We start from the raw sequence: 19,262 nt of genomic DNA, 5'->3' as shown, positions 1-19,262 counted from the left end.
CGCTCCCTCGCCCGCTCACCGAAGATCGTCATGACGGATACCTTCCGATTTTGGTTCCTTCCCGGGCCCTCACCTGCCCGGCCCTGCGTCAGGACCCCGCCGGCGAGCCCGTCACCCAGACGATGGTCACGTCCGGGCGATCCGTGGCCAGCAGGATGTGCGTGTCCTCCTCCCGGGCGGTCCGGGCGAGGTCCGGCGGCTGAATCGTCTCGGGAACGATAAGGGGCGGTGTGATGGCGCTTCCGCCCTCTCCCGGCGATCCCGGCGACCGGGAGGCTGAACGTGATGGAGCCGTCGGGGGGCGGGTGTCCACCCGGACCGGCCGGGACCCGGTCGGGCCCGGTTCCCCGCGTCGGTCGGCCCCTCGCTCTGCGGGGGTGGGCCGCCCCGCCATCGGGACCGGGCCGGCCACGTCCGGTGCGGGCTTCGGCAATGGTACCCCGGGAGCGGCGGCCACCGGGGCCGGCGTCCTCCCGCCCCGTGACGGCGCCAGGGCTCCCCCGCCAGGCCGGAAAACCAGCCAGGCGCCGAAAGCCGCGAAGGCGAACACCGCGGCGGCAGTCAGCCACCACCGGGCCCGGGAAGCCGGTCGGTTTCTCTCGAACACGGCAACCTTCGGGTCAAGCGCCCGGTGCACGCCCACGCGGAGCGCTTCGAGGTCGGCGTCGGAGATCTCCGGGGCCCCCAAGGCGCGCAGCGCGTGAACATCGAGTTCGTATTCCGCCCGCTGAGCGGCGCAGGCCGCGCATCCCGCCGCGTGCCGCTCGAATGCCGCCATGCGGTCGGGCTCGAGGTCTCCCGTAACGAATCCGGCGATTTCCCCCTCGTGGACTCCACAGTTCATGATCGCCTCCCGAAAACGCGCTGAACGTATTCGCGCAACCGCTGCCGCCCGTGGCTCGAGTGGGAGCGGACGGTCGCCTCGCTGGTTCCCAGGGCCCGCGCCGCCTCGGCGGTGGTCAGGCCCTCCACGTCCCGAAGGATCACCGCCGCCCGCTCCCGTTCCGGGAGGGTCAGGAGGGCGCGGGCCAGGATGTCCCGGCGCTCCCGCTCCAGCAGCCCGCTCTCCGGGCACGACCCCTCCCCGGGGGGCGTGCGCAGCTGCTCCCGCTCGCTCTCCGCCAGCGGGCGTTCCGCCCGCCGCCGGCGGAGGCCCAGCGTCTCGTTGCACACGTTCACGGTGATGCGGTAAAGCCAGGGACCGGGGTCCAGCCGGGGGTCCCGCGACGCGCCGTAGCGGTGGGCCCGGAGGAAAACCTCCTGGGCGGCGTTCCGGGCCTCGTCCAGGCAGCCGAGCATCCGGAGCGCCACCCGGATCACCGCCTTCCCGTGGTTGGAAATGAGGTCGTCCAGGGTCCCCGGCGTCGCACCCGCCCGGCCAGGCTCCCCGGGACCGCCGTCGCCGGGGACCTGGCGTCCGGCATCAAGGGGCTCCGCCCGCAGCTTGGCACAGGTTTCGAGCAATTCGGTCTCCCCTTCGCGACGTATTGCGGGGAGGTCACCGTCGGCTCTCCCCCGACAACTTCTTATACCGGGAGATGGCCCGAACCGTGGAAAGTCTTTCCGAAAAAAAAGAGGACACCGGCCCGATCGGGTCATGGGGCCGGTGTCCTGGTTGAGGGTTTTCGGGCTGGGAGGAACGGTCGGCGGTCAGCGGGGGGGGTACCGCCCCTCGCACTTGAAGCTGACCGAGTTGTCCGTCTCTTTTGACTCGATCACTTTCTTGGTTTGGTCCACCGTCATCGTAATCTCGAACGGGACGTTGGCATCCTTGGTGATCTGGACCTTGTGGCCCGCGAGAACCACCACGGACCCTCCCTTCGGAATGCCCGCGATCTCCTTGGTCTCGTATTTGATCACCTTGCCGCCCGCCTTGAAGACATAGGAGACGGTGGAGGCCTGCGTGCAGTCCGCGGCGCCCTTGTTGACCACTTTCAGCGTCACCAGTGCGTAGTCCCCGAGGAAAGAGGTGCCGTTGGCGACCGGCGCGCCGCCGTTGGGGCAGACCTCCACGACCGGCACGTAATTCGGCATCGGTTTGCTCAGGTCTTGCGATGGGGGCTTGATGGCGGCCTTGGATTGTTTGGACTCCTTCTGGATCGGCTTGTCGTCGGCCGGGAGCGCCAGGCAAACCAGAAACACCGCCAGGACGACGATCAGGATCCTCGCACACTGTTTCATAATTCCCTCCATTCGTGATGAATCTGTCTGCGTTTTATATCCGGACCCCCGTTTTGTCAACGATGAACTCGAAAAAATATTTTGAAAGCGTGCCATGTCCGCCGGCACCACCCCGGCCGGGCGTCTGAGAAAACCGGATATAAAGCGGTGGGCGCCCTGACGTTCCGCAAGGCGCCCACCGTTTGATGTCTGCACTCTTTGGGGCAAACCAGGGATTACGCTTGGAGCGACAGATCGGCCCGGAGGCTTCAGCCATCCACCGATGCCCGGGACCTCTCTTCAAAACCCGGCCCAGCGCGCCCTCTCGAAGACTCCCAGGGGCGGCCCCCCCACCCCTGGCGCGACGAATGCGTTATTTTGTACGGATCAACATCGGGACCACCGCCTTGATTTTTCCGGCCAGGGCCACGTGTATCCCCAGTTTCTTTCGCAGTTTTTCCAGGAAAAAGTGTTCCGGACCCACCTGCTTGCGGTCAACCGCCACCATGTATACCGCCCAGGCATAGGCCGTCTCCCGGAGACTCGGCGAGAGCAGGGCCGTCACCGCGTCCAGGACGTCGTCGTACTCTTTTTCGATGAGGCTGGAGGCGATGTGTCGAATGTACTCCCCGGGGTCTTCCACTTTCCTGAAAAGCTCACTGGAAACCAGAATGCTCTTCAAGCCGTCCATCTCCCGCTTGGCCAATTTGCCGTCCGAGGAAACGGCAAGGATGGCCACGGCCATCATCGCATCCGCCGGTGTTGAAAGACATTCATTCTGAACGTCACACTTTTTGCCTTGTTTCATGGCTCCTCCCCGAATATGGATAGGTTATCGGTCTTTCGCTGCCCCTGAAAAGGGCGAAAATAGGCGAAACGCTTCAGGGAGTCAAGCGAATTCGTGAATCCCGGCTCCCCGAACGTTGACACCCCCGCAAAAAGTCGCATTTTGCCCGCGAATCACGCGAATAAACGCGAATCAGAATTCAAAAACTACTAGATATTATTCGTGTTATTCGCGGGAAATCTCCCTTTCGCGACTTTTTGCGGCCCCGTCAGTTGTTGATTCGCGTTCATTCGCGTGATTCGCGGGCAAAAAAGACTTGTTGCGGGCCCATCAACGCCGGCTTGCGCTCGGGGCCTCCGCTCACTCCGCGGGTGGACACTGCGCTTCCCCGCCCGGCGGTGCGGGGACCGGATTCCCCGGTTCCGCCGGAGGCGCGGGGGCCTTCCCCCTCCGGTGCGCCAAAGACTCCACCAGGACGAAGAGGACGGGAACGACGAAGATGCCGATGAGGGTGGAGGCCAGCATCCCCGCGATGACCACCGTCCCCAGGATCTGGCGGGAGATGGCCCCGGAGCCCTGGGCCACCCAGAGCGGGACGCAGCCCAGGACGAAGGCGAAGGAGGTCATGAGGATGGGCCGCAGCCTGGCCCGGGCGCCGGCCAGGGCGGCGTCGACGAGGGGACGCCCCTTCTCCAGCTCCGCCTTGCAGAACTCCACCATGAGGATGGCGTTCTTGGCGGCGAGCCCCACCAGCATGACGAGCCCGACCTGGGCGAAGACGTCGTTCTCGAGCCGCCGGGACAGCAGGCCGACGAAGGCGCCCAGCACGGCGACGGGCGTGCCGAGAAGCACGCTGAAGGGCAGCGACCAGCTCTCGTACTGGGCTGCCAGGATCAGGAAAACGAAGGCGAGGGAGAGGGCGAAGACGCCGGCCGAGGCGGGGGCCTTCCGCTCCTGGTAGGACATGCCGCTCCAGTCGTAGCCCATCTCGCGGGGGAGGACCGTGTTCGCCACCTCCTCCAGGGCGTTCATCGCCTGCCCGGAACTGTAGCCGGGCGCGGCGGACCCGTTGATCTCCGCGGCGCGGAAGAGGTTGAAACGGTTGGTGAACTCGGGCCCGTTGGTCTCCCGGATGGTGACCACCGACGAGAGCGGCACGGTGGTCCCGTCGCCCGCCCGGACGAAGAACTTCCCGATGTCCTCCCGCCGCACACGGTCGTCGGGCGCCCCCTGGAGGTAGACCTTCCACTGCCGCCCGAAACGGTTGAAGTCGTTCACGTAGCACCCGCCCAGGAAGGTCTGGAGGGTCAGGTAGACGCTCCCCACGTCCACGCCCAGCTTGGCGCACTTGGGCCGGTCCACGTCCGCGTAGAGCTGCGGGACCTCGGCCCGGAACATGGTGCTGACGTTGGCCAGCTCCGGCCGCTTCCGGGCGGCGTCGAGGAACTTGTCCACGTTGTCCGCCAGGAACTTGACGTCGCCCCCGCTCCGGTCCTGGAGCATGAAGCTGAAACCGCCGGACTTGCCGACGCCGGGGATGGCCGCGGGGAGGAAGCCGAACACCATCGCCTCCGGGAGGGACGACAGCTTGCGGTTGAGGCCGTTGAGGATCGACTTGGCGTCCTCCCCCGGCCCCCTCCGATCGTCCCAGGGCTTGAGGGTGACGAAGGCGAAACCGGTGAAGGTGCTGCTGACCCCGCTCAGGAGGCTGAACCCGCTGATGGTGGTGTACCCCTCGATGCCGGGGGTCTTCTCCAGCACCTGCTCCACCTTCCGCATGAGGGCGTCGGTGCGCTGCAGCGAGGCCGCCTCGGGAAGGGAGACGTTGAGGAAGAAGTAGCCCTGGTCCTCGTCCGGCACGAAGCCGCCGGGGAGCTTCGCCCCGATGAAGAGCATGCCGCCCGTCATGGCCAGCAGGAGGAGGAAGGTCCGCACGGTGCGGCGGACGAGGAAGCGGGAGATCCCCACGTAGCCATCGACCGCCCGGTCGAAGACCCGGTTGAAGCCGCCGAAGAACCGGCCCAGGAGGCTCTTTTTCCCCTTGTCGCCCCGGTGCTTGAGGAGGAGGGAGCAGAGGGCGGGGCTCAGGGTCAGGGCGTTGAAGGCGGAGATGAGCACCGAGATGGCGATGGTGAGGGCGAACTGCTGGTAGAGCCGCCCCGTGATCCCGCCCATGAAGGCCACCGGGACGAAGACAGCCGCCAGGATCAGCGCCACGGCCACGACGGGGGAGGTGACCTCCTCCATGGCCTTGAGCGTGGCGGCCTTCCGGTCGAGGCCCCGCTCCATGTGGGCTTCCACCGCCTCCACCACCACGATGGCGTCGTCCACCACCAACCCCACGGCCAGGACCATCCCGAAGAGGGTGAGGGTGTTGATGGAGAAACCCAGCAGGGGGAAGACCATGAAGGTCCCCACCAGGGAGACGGGCACCGTGAGCAGGGGGATCAGGGTGGCGCGCCAGCTCTGGAGGAACAGGTAGACCACCAGGATCACCAGCACCATGGCTTCCAGCAGCGTGACGACGATCTCCTCGATACCCGAGCTGACCGCCAGGGTGGTGTCCAGGGACAGGACGGCCTTCAGCCCGGGGGGAAAGCGTTTTTCGAGGTCCGCCATGGCCTGCTTGACCCCCGCGGCCACCTCCAGGGCGTTGGAGCCCGGCGCCTGGTAGACGGCGACGAGGGCGGCGGGCGCTCCGTTGTAGCGGCCCACCGTGTTGTAGAACTGGGCCCCGAGTTCGAGCCTCGCCACGTCCTTGAGCCGGACCATGGAGCCGTCGGGGTTGGCCCGGATCACGACCTCGCCGAACTCCTCCGCCTGCACCAGCCGGCCCTGCGCCCGCACGCTGTAGGTGAACTGCTGGCCGGGCGGGGCGGGCTCGGTGCCGATCTGCCCGGCGGGGTTGGCGTTGTTCTGTTCCTTGACGGCGGAGACGACGTCTTCGATGGTGAGGTTCAGCCGGGCCAGCTTCCCCGGGTCGAGCCAGCCGCGCATGGCGTAGGGGGAAGCCCCCAGGACGGACACCTGGCTCACCCCCGGCACCCGCAGGAGGGCGTCGTTGAGGTTGATGTAGGCGTAGTTGGAGAGGAAGAGGCGGTCGTAGACGTTGTCCGGCGAGTAGAGGGAGTAAATGAACAGGAGGGTGGACGTGGACTTCTGCACGGTCACCCCGTAGGCCTTGACGTCCTCGGGGAGGGAGGCGGTGGCCTGGGACGCCCGGTTCTGCGTCAGCACCTGGTCGGTGTTGACGTCGGTGCCCACCGCGAAGTCCACGGTGAGGGCCATGGACCCGTCGTTGCCATTGGTGGACCGCACGTAGAGCATGTTGTCCACGCCGTTGATCTGCTGCTCGAGCGGGGTTGCCACCGCCTGCTCCAGCGTCTGGCAGTCGGCGCCGGTGAAGAAGGCCGACACGAGGATCTCGGGCGGCACGATGTCCGGGTACTGGGCCACGGGGAGCCCGCCGAGGGAGACGACCCCCGCGAGAACGATCACGATGGAGATCACCATGGCGACGATGGGGCGGTTAATGAAAAACTTGGCCATTCCTCTTCCTCGGTCGACGGCGTTGGCGGACGGTCAGGGGCCCGGCGACGGGGCGGGCGCCCCGGCCGGGGAAGCGGCGGCCTTCCACCCGCCGCCCAGGACCTTGTAGAGATAGACCAGCGCCCCGAACTCGTCGCGGACGGCCTGGGCCAGGGTCAGCTGGGCGCTGAAGTACTGCCGCTCGGAATCCAGGACCTCCAGGTAGCTGGTGACGCCCCCCGAGTACCGCAGGTTCGACAGGCGGGCCTGGTCCGCGAGGGTGGCGGTGGCCGACTCCTGGAGCCGGCGGTACTCCCGCTGCTTGGCGTAGCCCACTAGGGCGTCAGCCACTTCCCGGAACGCCTGCAGGACGGTCTGCTCGTACGTGATGAGCGCCTGCCGGTACCGCGACCGCGCCTGCCTCACGCCGGCCTTCACCTTCCCCGCGTTGAAGACCGGAACGGTGAGCTGCGGCATGACGCTCCACGTCAGGCTGGAGCGGGAGAAGAGGTGGTTGAAGTCCTCGCTGAGGGTGCCGGCGGAACCCGTCAGGGTGAACTTCGGGAAGTACTCGGCCCGGGCCACCGCGACCCCGGCGTTGGCGGCGATCAGGTTCTGCTCTGCCCGCCGGATGTCCGGCCGCCGCTCCAGCAGCCCGGAGGGGAGGCCCGGCGGGACCTCCGGGGCGTCCATCTGCTCCGTGACGGGTTTTCCCCGCGGGATGTCCCCGGGGTTCGACCCCAGGAGGACGCAGAGGTAGTTTTCCTGCTGGGCGGCCTGCCGCTCGAGTCCGGCGATGGTGGTGCGGGCCTGGTCCACGAGCCCCTGGGCCTGGTCCACGTCCAGCAGGGTGGCGACCCCGCCTTCCTGGCGTGCCTTCACCAGCTTGAGCGACTCCAGGCGCGATGCCAGGGTCTTCCGGGAGATCTCCAGCTCCAGGTCCATCTCCCGCAGGCTGAGGTAGGCCGTGGCCACCTCGGCCGTCAACCCGAGCGCCACGGTCCGCCGCGCCTCCTCCGTGGCCAGGAGCTGGGCCCGGGCGGCCTCGGTGGAGCGTCTCAGGCGGCCCCAGAAGTCCAGCTCGAACACGGCCTGGACGTACGACTCGAAGGAGGAGGTGGTCCGCTCCGCGCCGGGATAGGCGCCGCTGGTGGCGCCGGAGTCCCGCCAGGCCTGGAAATCCGCGGCGCCGGACGCCGTCGGGTACTGCGCGGACCGCGTGATACGGAGGGAGGCCCTCGCCTCCTCGATCCGCTCGGCCGCCAGCCGGGCGTCGGGGTTGTGCTCCAGCGCCCGGCGGATCAGGCCCCGCAGGGTCTCGTCCTTGAAGATCTCCTCCCAGCCCAGGTCGCCGTAGGTCTTCCCCGACGCTTCAACCGGGGCGGTCTCCGCCCCGCGGAAGGCGTCCGGGACGGGCACGGTGGGCCGGACGTACTTCGGCCCGAGGCAGGCGGCCTGCAGCATCCCCAGCAGCACCCCCAGGACGGGTACCGCGAGGGAGGGGAGCCGGGTGCGCCGTCCCATCACCGGTCCTCCCCGCCCGCCGGCATGGGCTGCGCCTGGGGTTTCACGGTCATCCCCGGCTGGGCCTTGACCTGGCCTTCCACGATCACGTTCTCCCCCGCCTTGAGCCCCTCGAGGACCACGACCCGTTCGCCCCACGCCGGGCCGAGCCTGACGGTCCGGAGCGAGACCTTGCCGTCGGTCCCCACCACCAGGACCGTCTTCGCCCCCTGGAGGTCCCCCACCGCCTTCAGGGGAATGACCAGGGCGTTTTCCATCCGGAAGCTCCGGAAGCGGACCCGCCCGTACATGCCGGGACGGAGAAGCCGGTCCGGGTTGGGGAATTCCCCGATGATGGACAGGGTCCCGGTCCGGGCGTCGACGGCCCGGTCGGCGACGAGGATCCGACCCTTGTGCGGGTAGCTCTTCCCGTCCGAGAGAAGGAGTTCCAGTTCCAGGCTGCCGGTGTCCTGCCCCTGGCGCTTCACGATCTCCATGTGCCGGAGGTAGTCGGTCTCGGAGATGCTGAAGGTCACCCGCACGGGGTCCAGGGCGGAGACGGAGGTCAGCAGGGTCGCCTCCCCGTGGCCCACCAGGTTCCCGGGCGCCACCTGGCGGCGGCCCGCCAGGCCGGCGATGGGGGAACAGACGGTGCAGTACTCCAGGTTGATCTCCGCCCGCCGGATGTCGGCCTCGGCGGAGAGGACCGCGGCCTCGGCCTGCTCGATGGACACTTTCCGGTTGAGCGCCACGGTGTCGAGGTTGGCTTTCTTGGCGTTCACGGCGGCCGATGCGGTGAGCAGCGCGGTGGCCGCGTCGTCGTAATCCTGCTGGGGGACCGCCTTCTGTTCCGCCAGGGGTTTGAGCCGCGCCTCGTTGACCCGGGCGAGGGCGAGCTGGGCCTGGGCGGACTCGAGGTCGGCCTTCGCCTGCTCCACCAGCACCTGGTTCCGGGCGTACTCGAGGTCGGCCTTCGCCTTGCTCAAACCGGCCCGGGCGGTCTTCAGGTCCGCCTCGTAGGTGCGACTGTCGAGGGTGAAAAGGACCTGCCCCTTCCGCACCGGCTGCCCCTCTGAGAAATGCTGCTGCACCAGGACCGCCTCCACCCGGGCGCGGATCTCCACCGTCTCCCCGCTGGTGCCGGCGTCCAGGGACGTCACGAACTCGCTGAAGTAGGGTACGTTGCACGTCTGGGCTGCCGTGACCATCACGGTCATGGGCGGGGCGGTGCCCACCCCGCCGGGCGGGGTTCCTCCCCCCCTGCCGCAACCGGAAGGCAGCCAAAGCAGCAGGGGCGTCAGGACCGGCAACAGCCGGCAGCGAAACGGGGTGCGGGGAATCCGGGACGGCTGGTTCATGCTTGTCTCCACGGAAAGCTGTCTGATGAGAAGCAACGGTATGTTATCGGGAAACCGGGGGATGCGTCAATGACTTTTGACGTCCCCCGCAAAAAGTCCCTTGCAGCCCGCGAATCACGCGAATCGTCGCGAATCGGAATGTGAAAAGTCATTTTATTTCTTTGTTTTCTGTATTCGGGTCAATCGGCGTTATTCGCGGGAAATCTCCAATTGGCGACTTTTTGACGGGTTCGCGGGGCTCGCATCCGTCTTGCCCGGGAGCGGCCCGCGGGGTACAATGCCTTCACCCCTCGAAGGAGCGTGCCCTTGAGTTTCCGCCGCGTCGTGCTCACCGTCTCCATGGCCATCTTCATGGCCAACCTGGACGCCACCATCGTCTACATCGCCCTCCCCACGCTCTCGCGCGTCTTCGGGGTCGAGACCGGCGCCGTGAGCTGGGCCGTCCTGCTCTACCTCCTCGCGTTGTGCGCCTTCCTGCCAACCTTCGGGAAGCTGGCCGACCGCTGGGGGAGCCGGACGGTCCTTGGGTCGGGGTACGTCCTGTTCACCCTGGGGTCCCTGGCGTGCGGCTTCGCCCCCGGCCTCCCGGCCCTCTGCGCCTTCCGCTTCCTGCAGGGCGTGGGCGGCGCCATGATCTTCGCCACCGCCAACGCCGTGGTGGTTCAGCACCTGCCGGAGGCGGTGCGGGGGCGGGCGTTCGGCATCCTGGCCGTCTTCGGCAGCGTCGGGGTCGCCCTGGGGGCCCCCGTGGGCGGGTTCCTTCTTCACTACCTCGACTGGCGCTGGGTCTTCTTCGTCAATGTCCCCGCCGGCGTGGCGGGCGCCCTGCTGGCCTGGCTGGGCCTCCCCCGGGACCGGGCCGGCGACGGCGAACGGAAAAGCTTCGATCTCGCCGGGGCGGCGCTCAGCTTCGTCGCCCTCGGGGCCTTCATTTACTGCATCAACACCGCCCAGGACTACGGGTGGGTCGGGCACGGCGCCTTGGGGTCCGCGGCCGTCGCCCTCCTGGCCGGGGTCCTCTTCGTGGTCCGCGAGCGCAGGGCGCCGTCGCCGGTCCTGAACCTGCGGATCTTCTCCGATCGCAACCTGACGGCCGCCCTGCTCGGGACCCTGACCTCGACCCTGCTCCTGGACGGCTACAGCTTCCTGTTTCCCTTCTATTTCGACGGCGTCCGCGGCCTGACGCCCGACCGCATCGGGTTGCTCCTCATCGTCTTCCCCGCTGTCTCGGCCGTCCTGGGGCCCTTCCTCGGGGCCTGGGTGGACCGGGTGGGGCCCCGCCGGGTCTGCATCCTGTCCGCCGCCGCCATGGTGGCTTCGACGGCCCTTTTCCTCCTGTTCGGATCCGGAACGGGCTACGGGGTCGTCATCGCGGCGCTGGCCCTCTACGGGGCCGCCCTGGGGGCGTTCTTCGCCGCGGTGTCCACCCTGGTCATGAACCTCGCGCCCCCCGGCGAGGAGGGGATCGTGTCGGCCGCCAACGCTCTCTTCACCTTCCTCGGGTCCACGCTGGGGGTCTGCCTCTTCGAGGCCGTCTTCTCCTCCCCCTTCCCGGCGGGGGCGGCAAACACCGCGGCCCCGGCGGCCCTCGTCCTCACCGGTTACCACCGGGCGGCCCTGGCCGGGGTCCTCTTCGGCCTCGCCGTCCTGGCCACCGCCCTGGTCGCCCGGCCGGCTTCCCGTCCGGGCGCGCACCGCGCCCACTAGGAGGTCAACGTGTCCGAAACCGAGAAAGCCTTCGCCCTGTCTCACGCCCAACGCCAGATCTGGCGGGTGGAGCGCTCCCGGCCCGGTTCGGCCGTCAACCACGTCGCCGTCCTGGCCCGCCACCCCGGCGGGGCGGACGTCGAGCACCTCCGGGAAGCCGCCCGGGCGGTCTTCACCCGCCACGACGCCCTCCGGCTTCGGCTTCACCACTTCGGGTCGGAGGACCCCTCGGGCGTCCGGCAGTCCGTCGCCGCCCCCGGGGACGTCCGGATCGAGGAACGGTATTTCGGCACGAACCGCGGCGAGGAGGAGATGGAGCAGTGGGCCCGCCAGCGGGCGCGAACGCCCTTCGACCTCGAGGGCGGGCCCCTGGCGGAAATCGTGCTCCTCCGCTCCGACGAGGGGCGGCCGGCCTGGTTCTTCAAGGCCCATTTCCTGGCGTGCGACCCGTACAGCGCGCGGGCCGTGTTCAGCCAGGTCCTTCGGGACGCCGAGGCGCTCTCCCGCGGTGGGCCCGCGGGAGCCCCCGAGGCCGCGCCGTTCGAGTCCCGGGTGCAAAAGGAGCTGGATTACCTGGCCGGGCCGGAGGGGAAAGCCGACGCGGCCTGGTGGGAAGACCGTTTCCGAACCCCGCCCGAGGCGGTGAGCCCGACCTTCTCCACCGAGCGGGCGCCGACGCCCCGGGCCGGCGCCCTCCGCCGGCCGGCGCCCCCCGGGCTGTCGGCGCTTTTTCGGGAGCAGGCCCCCACCGATGCGGCCCTGGAGGACCTGGTGCTCGCGGCCTCGGCGGCCTATTGCCGACGGGCCCTCGGCGTCGAGGACTTCGTCCTGGGGCTTTTCCTGGACGGCCGGGTCGGTCCCCGGGCGGAGGAGACGGTCGGGTGTCACCTGAATGCCGTGCCGGTCCGCCTCCAGGTCCGGGACGGCGAACCCTTCGGGGCTTTCGTGGAGCGGGTGGGCGCCGCTCGCGCGGATGCGCGCCGCCATGGCCGGCTGCCCTTCGACGTGCTGTCCGACTCGCTCCAGTCCGCCTGGAACCAGAGCCCCGCCTTCCTGCTCAACTGGTGTGTCACCGTCGTTTCTTCGGAACAGCCGACGGAGGTCGAAATCGAGATCCTCGGCTCCGCGGAGAAAGCCCAGCCCCTGACCCTGTTCGTCCGACGGGAGCGGGATGGGCAGGTGATCTTCGACTGGCAGTTCCAGGAGGATCTGTACACCATAGGCCACGTGGAGGCCCTGCACTGGGCCGTGACCCTCCTGCTGGAGGGGGGGCTGCGGTCGCCCGGGACGCCCTTCGACGCCCTCCCCTTCGTCTCGCCGGAGGACCGGGCCCTGCTGGACCGCTTCAATTCAACCGAGGTCCCCTACGACGTGGAGCGGACGTTCGTCTCCCTCTTCGCGGAGACCGCCGCCCGTCACCCGGATCGGCCGGCGGTCCGGTTCCGGGAGAAGATCCTGACTTACCGGGAACTGGACGAAAAGTCCAACGCCCTGGCCCGGCGGCTGCGGGAGCTGGGCGCCGCGCGGAACGGCTGCGTGGGCATCCTGCTGGACCCCTGCCTGGAAATGCCGCTGGGCCTGCTCGCCATCCAGAAGGCGGGGGCGGCCTACCTGCCCGTCGACCCGGCCTACCCCCCCGACCGTGTCCGCTACATGCTGGAAGACGGGGCGGTACCGGCGCTCCTCACCCAGCGGCACCTGGCGGGGAAGGCCGGTTTCGAGGGGCCGGTCCTCCTCCTCGACGCGGACGAGACCTTCACCGGGGACCCCTCGCCGCTCCCGCCGGTGAACGACCCCGGGGACGCCGCTTACGTCATCTACACCTCCGGGACCACGGGCAAGCCGAAGGGCGTGGAGATCAGCCACCGCTCCCTCGTCCACCTCTGCCGCTACCAGGCGGATTTCGAGGGCATGACGCCGGAGGACCGCCAGTCCAAGTTCGCCGGTTTCGCCTTCGACGCCAGCGTTATCGAGTTCTTCCCGATCCTCTCGGCCGGCGGGTGCCTGGTGGTGGTCCCCGCGGAAAGCCGCCTGTCGCCCCGGGACGTCAACGCCTGTTTCGAGGAGAACGGCGTCACGCTCAGCATCCTCCCCACCCAGTTCGCCGAGCAGTTCATGGAACTGTGCGACAACCGGACCCTGCGCTGCCTGGAGATGGGCGGCGACAAGCTCCGGTCCGTTCGGAAACGGCCCTACCGGATCGTCAACGCCTACGGCCCCACCGAGTACACGGTGGAGGCCACCAGGTTCGAGGTGACCCGGCCCTGGGCCAACATCCCCATCGGCCGCCCCGTCCCCAACACGCGGGTGTACATCCTGGACCCCGCGGGGCGGGAGCAGCCGCCCGGCGCCGCCGGCGAACTGTGCGTCTCGGGCCTCGGGACCGCCCGCGGATATCGGAACCGGCCCGAGCTGACGGCGGAGAAGTTCATCCCCGACCCGTTCCGCCACGGTTTCCGCGCCTACCGGACGGGGGACCTCGCCCGCTGGCTCCCCGACGGCAACCTCGAGTTCCTGGGCCGGATCGACTTCCAGGTCAAGGTGCGGGGTTTCCGGGTGGAGCTGGGGGAGATCGAGGCCCAGCTGCTCCTGGTCCCCGGCGTGAAGGACGCCGTGGTCACGGCTCGCGGCGAGGGAGGCGACCATTGGCTGTGCGCCTACGTCGTGACGGAGACCGACCTCTCCGACGACGCGGTCCGGGAGGCCCTGGCGAAACCGCTGCCGGCCTACATGATCCCGGCCCGGATCGTGCGGCTGCCCGTGCTGCCCCTCACCCCCAACGGCAAGGTGGACCGCCGGGCCCTGCCGGACCCCGGCCCCCCCGTCGACCGGGACCGCCCCGTCAAGGCCCCGTCCACACCCACGGAGGCGAAGCTCGTCGAACTCTGGCAGGGGGTGCTGGGGGTTTCCCGCTTCGGGGTGGACGAGAACTTTTTCTCCCTCGGCGGCCACTCCCTCCGGGCCGTCATGCTCCAGGCGGCCATGGAGAAGGCCTTCGGGGTCCAGCTGCCCCTGCAGGCCCTCTTTGACACGCCCACCGTGGAAGGGCAGGCCGCCCGGGTCGAGTCCGGGAGCACCTCCCCCCACGCCCGGCTGGTCCCGGTCCCCGAGCGGGAGTTCTACCCCGCGTCCTCGGCCCAGAAGCGGCTCTACGCCGTGGAGAGCATGGGGCGTTCGGGCCTGTCCTACAACCTCCCCATGGTCCTCCGCATCGACGGCCCCCTCGACGCCGGCCGGCTGGCCGCGGCCGTAGAGGCCCTCACCGAGCGCCACGCGTCCTTCCGCACGGGCTTCGAGCTGCACGAGGGGGAGCCGGTCCAGCGCGTCCGGGCCCACGTCAAGGTGCGCATGGTCCGTTCCGAGGCCTCGCCCGACGAGGTGACCGAACGCTTCCGCGCCTTCGTGCGACCCTTCGACCTCGCCCGGCCGCCGCTGTTCCGCGTGGAACTCCTGAAACTGGGCCCGGACGCCCACGTCCTCCTCTTCGACGCTCATCACATCATCTTCGACGGGCTCTCGGTGGGGATCCTGCTGAACGAACTGCTGGACCTGTACGTCGATCGGGGCCTCCCCCCGCTGCCGCTCCAGTACCGCGACTTCGCCGTCTGGCAGGACGCGGCGCGGCGATCGGGCGCTTTTGCCGACCAGAAAGCCTACTGGACGGACCGTTTCCGGGAGGAGCCGCCCCGGCTGGAGATCCCCGTCGATTTCCCCCGGGGCGCCTTTGGCGGGGAGCAGGGGGACGTCTTCGTGCGGGCCGTGCCCGGGGGCCTTTCCGCCGCGGTCGACCGCCTGGCCGGCGAGACCGGGACCACGGCCTTCATGGTCTACCTGGCCGCTTACGCTGCGCTGCTCGGCCGCTACACCTCCCAGGAGGACGTCGTGGTGGGCGTCCCCTCCTCGGGCCGCGTCAGCGCCGCCCTGCAGGGGATCATCGGCATGTTCGTCAACAGCCTGCCCCTCCGCCTGGCCACCCCCCGGGCGGCCGCGTTCCGGGACCTCCTCTCCCGGGTGCGGGACGCCGTCCTGGGCGGGTACGACAACCAGGACTACCCGCTCGACGACCTCATCGACACCCTCGGCCTTCCCCGTGAAGCCGGCCGGAACCCGCTGTTCGAGACCATGTTCTCCATCGACGACTTCGCCGGCGAGGTGTCGTCGGGGGACCTCCGCCTGCACATGATGGTGCACGAGACCCGGGACGCCCAGTTCGATCTGGCCCTGGAACTCGCGTTGTCGTCGGCGGGGGCGTACACGCTCCGGCTGGAGTACCGTCGGGACCTCTTCCTCCCCGAGACCGCCCGTCGCTTCGCGGAACACTACCTCCGTTTCCTGGAGCGGGTCACCAGCGCGCCCGAAACCCCGCTGGGCGACATCGACATCCTCTCCGCCGAGGAGCGGCGCCTGCTGCTGGAGACCTTCAACGACACCGCCATGGACGTCCCGTCCGACAAGCTGCTCCACCAACTCGTGGAGGAACAGGCGGCCCGCCGGCCGGACCGGACGGCCCTGGTGGACGGGGACACCCACTACACCTACGCCGCCCTCAACGCCCGGGCCAACGCCCTGGCCCACCGCCTCCGCGGGGAACTTTCGGGGAAGGGTCCCCTCGTCGGCCTCCGGGTGGAACGGGGCGCCGACGGCATCGCGGCCATGCTGGCCGTCCTCAAGGCCGGCGGGGCTTACGTCCCCATCGACCCCCACTACCCGCCCGAGCGGGTCCTGACCATCCTGGAGGACGCCGGCGCGGCCCTCCTCCTCACCCAGCGGTCGCTGCGGCCGTCCGTCACCTTCGGGGGGACGGTGTGGGAGCTGGACGAGGCGTCCCTCTGGTCGGGCGGGACGGCCAACCCGTCAACGTCCGGCACCCCGGCGGACATGGCCTACGTCATCTACACCTCGGGCTCCACGGGGAAACCCAAGGGGGTGATGATCCCCCACCGGGGCGTCGTCAACCTGGTGACCTGGCACGCCCGTTTCCACGGCCTGACGCCCGACGACGTCTGCGCCGAGTACGCCTCCTTCAGCTTCGACGCCTCGGTGGTGGAGATCTTCTCCCCGCTGGCGGCCGGGGCCTGCCTCCACGTGCTGCCCGAGGGCGTCCGCCTCGACCTGGGGGCCCTCAACCGGTACCTCGAGACCCACGGCGTCACCTACACGGACCTCCCCACCCAGCTGTGCGAGGCCTTCATGGAGAACACGGACAACCGCTCGCTTCGCCGGCTCTCGACGGGGAGCGAGAAGCTGAAGAAGTTCACGCCGCGCAACTACGTCCTGGTGGACGAGTACGGCCCCACCGAGTACACGGTGGACGCCACCGCCTTCGTGGTGGAACGCCCCCACGCGAAGTCCCCCATCGGCCGGCCCGTGGCCAACACGCGGGTCTACATCCTGGACCCCGGCGGGAAACTGCTGCCCGTGGGCGTGCCGGGGGAACTGTGCATCGCCGGCGCGCAGCTGGCGCTGGGGTACCTCAACCGGCCGGAGCTGACGGCGGAAAAATTCGTGGAAGACCCCTTCCGGCCCGGCGAGCGGATGTACCGGACGGGGGATCTGGCGAGGTGGCTCCCCGACGGCAACGTGGACTTCATCGGCCGCAAGGACTTCCAGGTGAAGATCCGCGGCTTCCGCATCGAGCTGGAGGAGATCGAGAGCCGCCTCCGCCAGGTGGGGGGCGTGGAGAACGCCGTCGTCCTGGCGAAGACCGACGCCGGCGGGAACGCCTTCCTGGTGGGCTACCTGCAGTCGGCGGCCGGCCTGGACCTCGAGGCCGTGAAGCGTGAACTGGCGACGGGGCTGCCCGACTACATGGTCCCGGCGGTGTTCGTACGTCTGGCGGCGTTCCCGCTCAACGTCAGCGGGAAGGTGGACCGCAAGGCCCTCCCCGAGCCCGAGCAGGTCTGCGACGCCGCCGTGGTGCACGTGGCGCCCCGCAACCCCGTGGAAGCGGCGGTGGCGGCCGCCTGGGAGAAGGTGCTGGGCCTCTCGGACGTGGGGGTCTACGACAACTTCTTCAGCCTCGGGGGGCACTCGCTCAAGGCGGTTGCCCTGGTGGCGCTGCTTCAGAAGGAGTTCGAGGTCACGGTCAACGACGTCTTCACCGCCCAGACGGTGGCGGAGCTGGCGCTGCGGGTCAAGCCGCTGCAGGACAACATTCGCCTCCGCCTGGAAGCGCTTCGGACGCTGGGCGAGACGGCGAAAGCGGAGCCGGAGGTCCCATCCGGCCTGGAGGGGGCGATGGCGGAGTACCGCCGGCGCATCGCCGACGAGGCGGCCCTCGACCCCGGGCCGCCGCGAGGGTGGGGAGACGTCCTGGTGACGGGCGCCACGGGCTTCCTGGGAGCCTACCTGGTTCGCGACCTGGTGGAGGGGCGGGTTCCGGGGGCGAACCCCGGCAGGGTCCGGACCGTGGTCCGGGCCGACTCGGCGGAGCAGGCCGCCCGGCGGCTGGCCGACAAGCTGGACTTCTACTTCGGGAAGGGGTGGTTCGCGGCGCACCGCGACCGCCTGGATGCGCTGCCGGGGGACCTGGGCAGCCCGAACCTCGGCCTGGGTGACGCCGCCTACGCCGACCTGGCCTCGGGGGTGGAGGCGATCTTCCACCCGGCGGCGCTGGTGAAGCATTACGGCCTCCGGGAGGAGTTCGAGAAGGCCAACGTGACCGCCACGGCCAACCTCCTGGCCCTGGCGCGCACCGGCCGGCCCAAGGCCTTTCACCACATGTCCACCCTCTCGGTGGGGTGGGGGGACGTCCCCGGGGTGTCGCAGCTCCTATTCACCGAGTACACCGGGGACGTCGGCCAGCGCTCCGGCAACCTCTACCTGGAGACGAAACTGGAAGCGGAGGGCCTCGTGCGGCAGGCCATGCGGGACGGGGTCCCGGCCTCCATCTACCGGCTGGGCAACATCACCTTCGACTCGGAGACCGGGCGTTGCCAGGAGAACATCGGAGACAACGGCTTCTTCCAGCAGGTGCGGGCCTACGTCAACCTGGGGGCGGTCCCCGACCTGTACGACCGCGCCGACCTCTCCTTCGTGGACGGCACCAGCCGGGCGGTCCTCACGCTGGCCCTTCGCCCCGGGCTCACGGGACAGACCTGGCACGTCCTCAACCCCGAGGCCGTCTCCCTCTGCGACGTGCTCACCGCCGGGTACGGGCGCCGGGTCGGCTTCGGGCGCCTGAACGTGGCGCCCCTGCGCTTCCGGCACTTCGTGGACCGCCTGATCGGGCATTACGGCCAGAGCGGTTTCAGGGAGTACATCGAGAACCTGCTCCTCCACCAGGGGTGGCTCGAGACGGTCGGCGAGGGGAAAACGGCGCCGCCGGTGGACCGCGTCGACCGCACGGCGGGCATGCTGGAAAGGCTCGGGTTCACCTGGCCCGCCCTGGACCCCGCGCGGATGCGGCCCCTGCTCACGGCGGCCCTCGGGGACCGGGTCCGCTTCCTCCGGTCCTGCCCCAACCTCTCGCCGCTCGAGGCGGAGGACCTGGAGGAGATGGCGGCCCTGGCCCGCCTGGAGCACTTCCGGGACGGCGACGACCTCTACTGGGAGGGGGAGACGCTTCGCCGCGTCTTCGTCGTCCAGGAGGGTGTCGTGGAGATCGCCCGGCGCTCCCGGGAAGGGTGGCACGGGGTCCTGGGCGTGCGGGGCCCGGGCGACCTGGTGGGGCTGACGGACCTCACGGCCAACCGGCCGGTCCGGGCCATCGCCACGGCCATCCTGGGCGACGTGCGGGCGCTGGCCTTCCGCACGGACGATTTGCGGGAGACGGCCCTGAACCGGCCCCGGCTGATCCTGGCCCTGATGCGCGCCCTCGGCCGCCGCGTGGACGACCTGGAGGCCCTGCTGGTGGACATGGGCTGAGGGCGGGGAAAACCGGGCTCCCCGGCTGTCAGTCAAGCTATGCCCATCGTGGCTGTCCGACTTGTCTGACCTGTCTGACTTGTCTGACCTGTCTGACCCTTCCGAGCCTCACCTTGCCCTCCATGCTGACCCGGGCAGCCTCTGCGTTGTCATTTTTTTGCAGAAGGGCAAACAGAAATTTTCGGATTTCCCCCCGCGAAAACGTTATTAAGGGTGAGATCAAAGGAGGGGGAAATGAGCAATTCAAAGAACTCACCCAGCGCTGAAGGGTCCGACAGGTCCGACAGGTCCGACAGGTCGGACAGGTCGGACAAGTCAGACAAGTCAGACAAGTCAGACAAGTCGGACACCAT

9 protein-coding genes are annotated in these 19,262 nt (G+C 69.3%); 2 read left to right on the top strand and 7 right to left on the bottom strand.

The window, feature by feature from the left end; all coding sequences use genetic code 11:
- Positions 1 to 88: 88 nt before the first annotated feature.
- The 7 genes from KA419_02455 to KA419_02425 all read right to left on the bottom strand — a co-directional run bounded on the left by KA419_02455 (position 89) and on the right by KA419_02425 (position 9,336).
- Positions 89 to 844, bottom strand: a complete 756-nt coding sequence (locus KA419_02455) for a hypothetical protein (GenBank protein MBP7864784.1) — start codon at positions 842 to 844, stop codon at positions 89 to 91.
- Positions 841 to 1,464, bottom strand: a complete 624-nt coding sequence (locus tag KA419_02450) for a sigma-70 family RNA polymerase sigma factor (GenBank protein MBP7864783.1) — start codon at positions 1,462 to 1,464, stop codon at positions 841 to 843. The genes KA419_02455 and KA419_02450 overlap by 4 nt, the downstream gene beginning before the upstream one ends.
- 186 nt (positions 1,465 to 1,650) lie before the next feature.
- Entirely contained in the window at positions 1,651 to 2,181 is a 531-nt protein-coding gene (locus KA419_02445; protein ID MBP7864782.1) for a hypothetical protein, read from the bottom strand.
- Between the two features lie 352 nt (positions 2,182 to 2,533).
- A complete protein-coding gene (locus KA419_02440; GenBank protein ID MBP7864781.1) occupies positions 2,534 to 2,905 on the bottom strand; it encodes a hypothetical protein in 372 nt (123 codons plus the stop codon).
- A 402-nt stretch (positions 2,906 to 3,307) separates the two neighbouring features.
- On the bottom strand, positions 3,308 to 6,496 hold the full coding sequence (locus KA419_02435; GenBank protein ID MBP7864780.1) for a multidrug efflux RND transporter permease subunit: 3,189 nt from the start codon (positions 6,494 to 6,496) through the stop codon (positions 3,308 to 3,310).
- A 33-nt stretch (positions 6,497 to 6,529) separates the two neighbouring features.
- Positions 6,530 to 7,999: an efflux transporter outer membrane subunit gene (locus tag KA419_02430; GenBank protein ID MBP7864779.1), complete on the bottom strand. Its 1,470-nt coding sequence runs from the start codon at positions 7,997 to 7,999 to the stop codon at positions 6,530 to 6,532.
- Positions 7,999 to 9,336 (bottom strand): efflux RND transporter periplasmic adaptor subunit, encoded by a 1,338-nt coding sequence (locus KA419_02425; protein ID MBP7864778.1) that lies wholly within the window; start codon positions 9,334 to 9,336, stop codon positions 7,999 to 8,001. The genes KA419_02430 and KA419_02425 overlap by 1 nt, the downstream gene beginning before the upstream one ends.
- A gap of 306 nt (positions 9,337 to 9,642) precedes the next feature.
- On the opposite strand from KA419_02425, the gene KA419_02420 reads away from it, so the two are divergent.
- Positions 9,643 to 11,043, top strand: coding sequence for an MFS transporter (locus tag KA419_02420; protein MBP7864777.1), 1,401 nt, complete (start codon positions 9,643 to 9,645; stop codon positions 11,041 to 11,043).
- A 9-nt stretch (positions 11,044 to 11,052) separates the two neighbouring features.
- Positions 11,053 to 18,909 carry an amino acid adenylation domain-containing protein gene (locus tag KA419_02415; protein MBP7864776.1) on the top strand — a complete coding sequence of 2,619 codons (7,857 nt, stop codon included), beginning with the start codon at positions 11,053 to 11,055 and terminating at the stop codon, positions 18,907 to 18,909.
- The last annotated feature ends 353 nt before the right edge of the window (positions 18,910 to 19,262 follow it).

The organism is Acidobacteriota bacterium, assembly GCA_018001935.1.
Classification (GTDB): domain Bacteria; phylum Acidobacteriota; class JAAYUB01; order JAAYUB01; family JAAYUB01; genus JAGNHB01.
Note: the sequence above shows the minus strand (reverse complement) of the source record. Positions and strands in the feature narration are given on the sequence as shown.

Bases quoted from the DNA above. Each gene is read 5' to 3' on its own strand.
- KA419_02445 (MBP7864782.1), bottom strand. From the start codon at position 2,181: ATGAAACAGTGTGCGAGGATCCTGATCGTCGTCCTGGCGGTGTTTCTG.
- KA419_02430 (MBP7864779.1), bottom strand. From the start codon at position 7,999: ATGGGACGGCGCACCCGGCTCCCCTCCCTCGCGGTACCCGTCCTGGGG.
- KA419_02455 (MBP7864784.1), bottom strand. From the start codon at position 844: ATGAACTGTGGAGTCCACGAGGGGGAAATCGCCGGATTCGTTACGGGA.
- KA419_02425 (MBP7864778.1), bottom strand. From the start codon at position 9,336: ATGAACCAGCCGTCCCGGATTCCCCGCACCCCGTTTCGCTGCCGGCTG.
- KA419_02440 (MBP7864781.1), bottom strand. From the start codon at position 2,905: ATGGCCGTGGCCATCCTTGCCGTTTCCTCGGACGGCAAATTGGCCAAG.
- KA419_02435 (MBP7864780.1), bottom strand. From the start codon at position 6,496: ATGGCCAAGTTTTTCATTAACCGCCCCATCGTCGCCATGGTGATCTCC.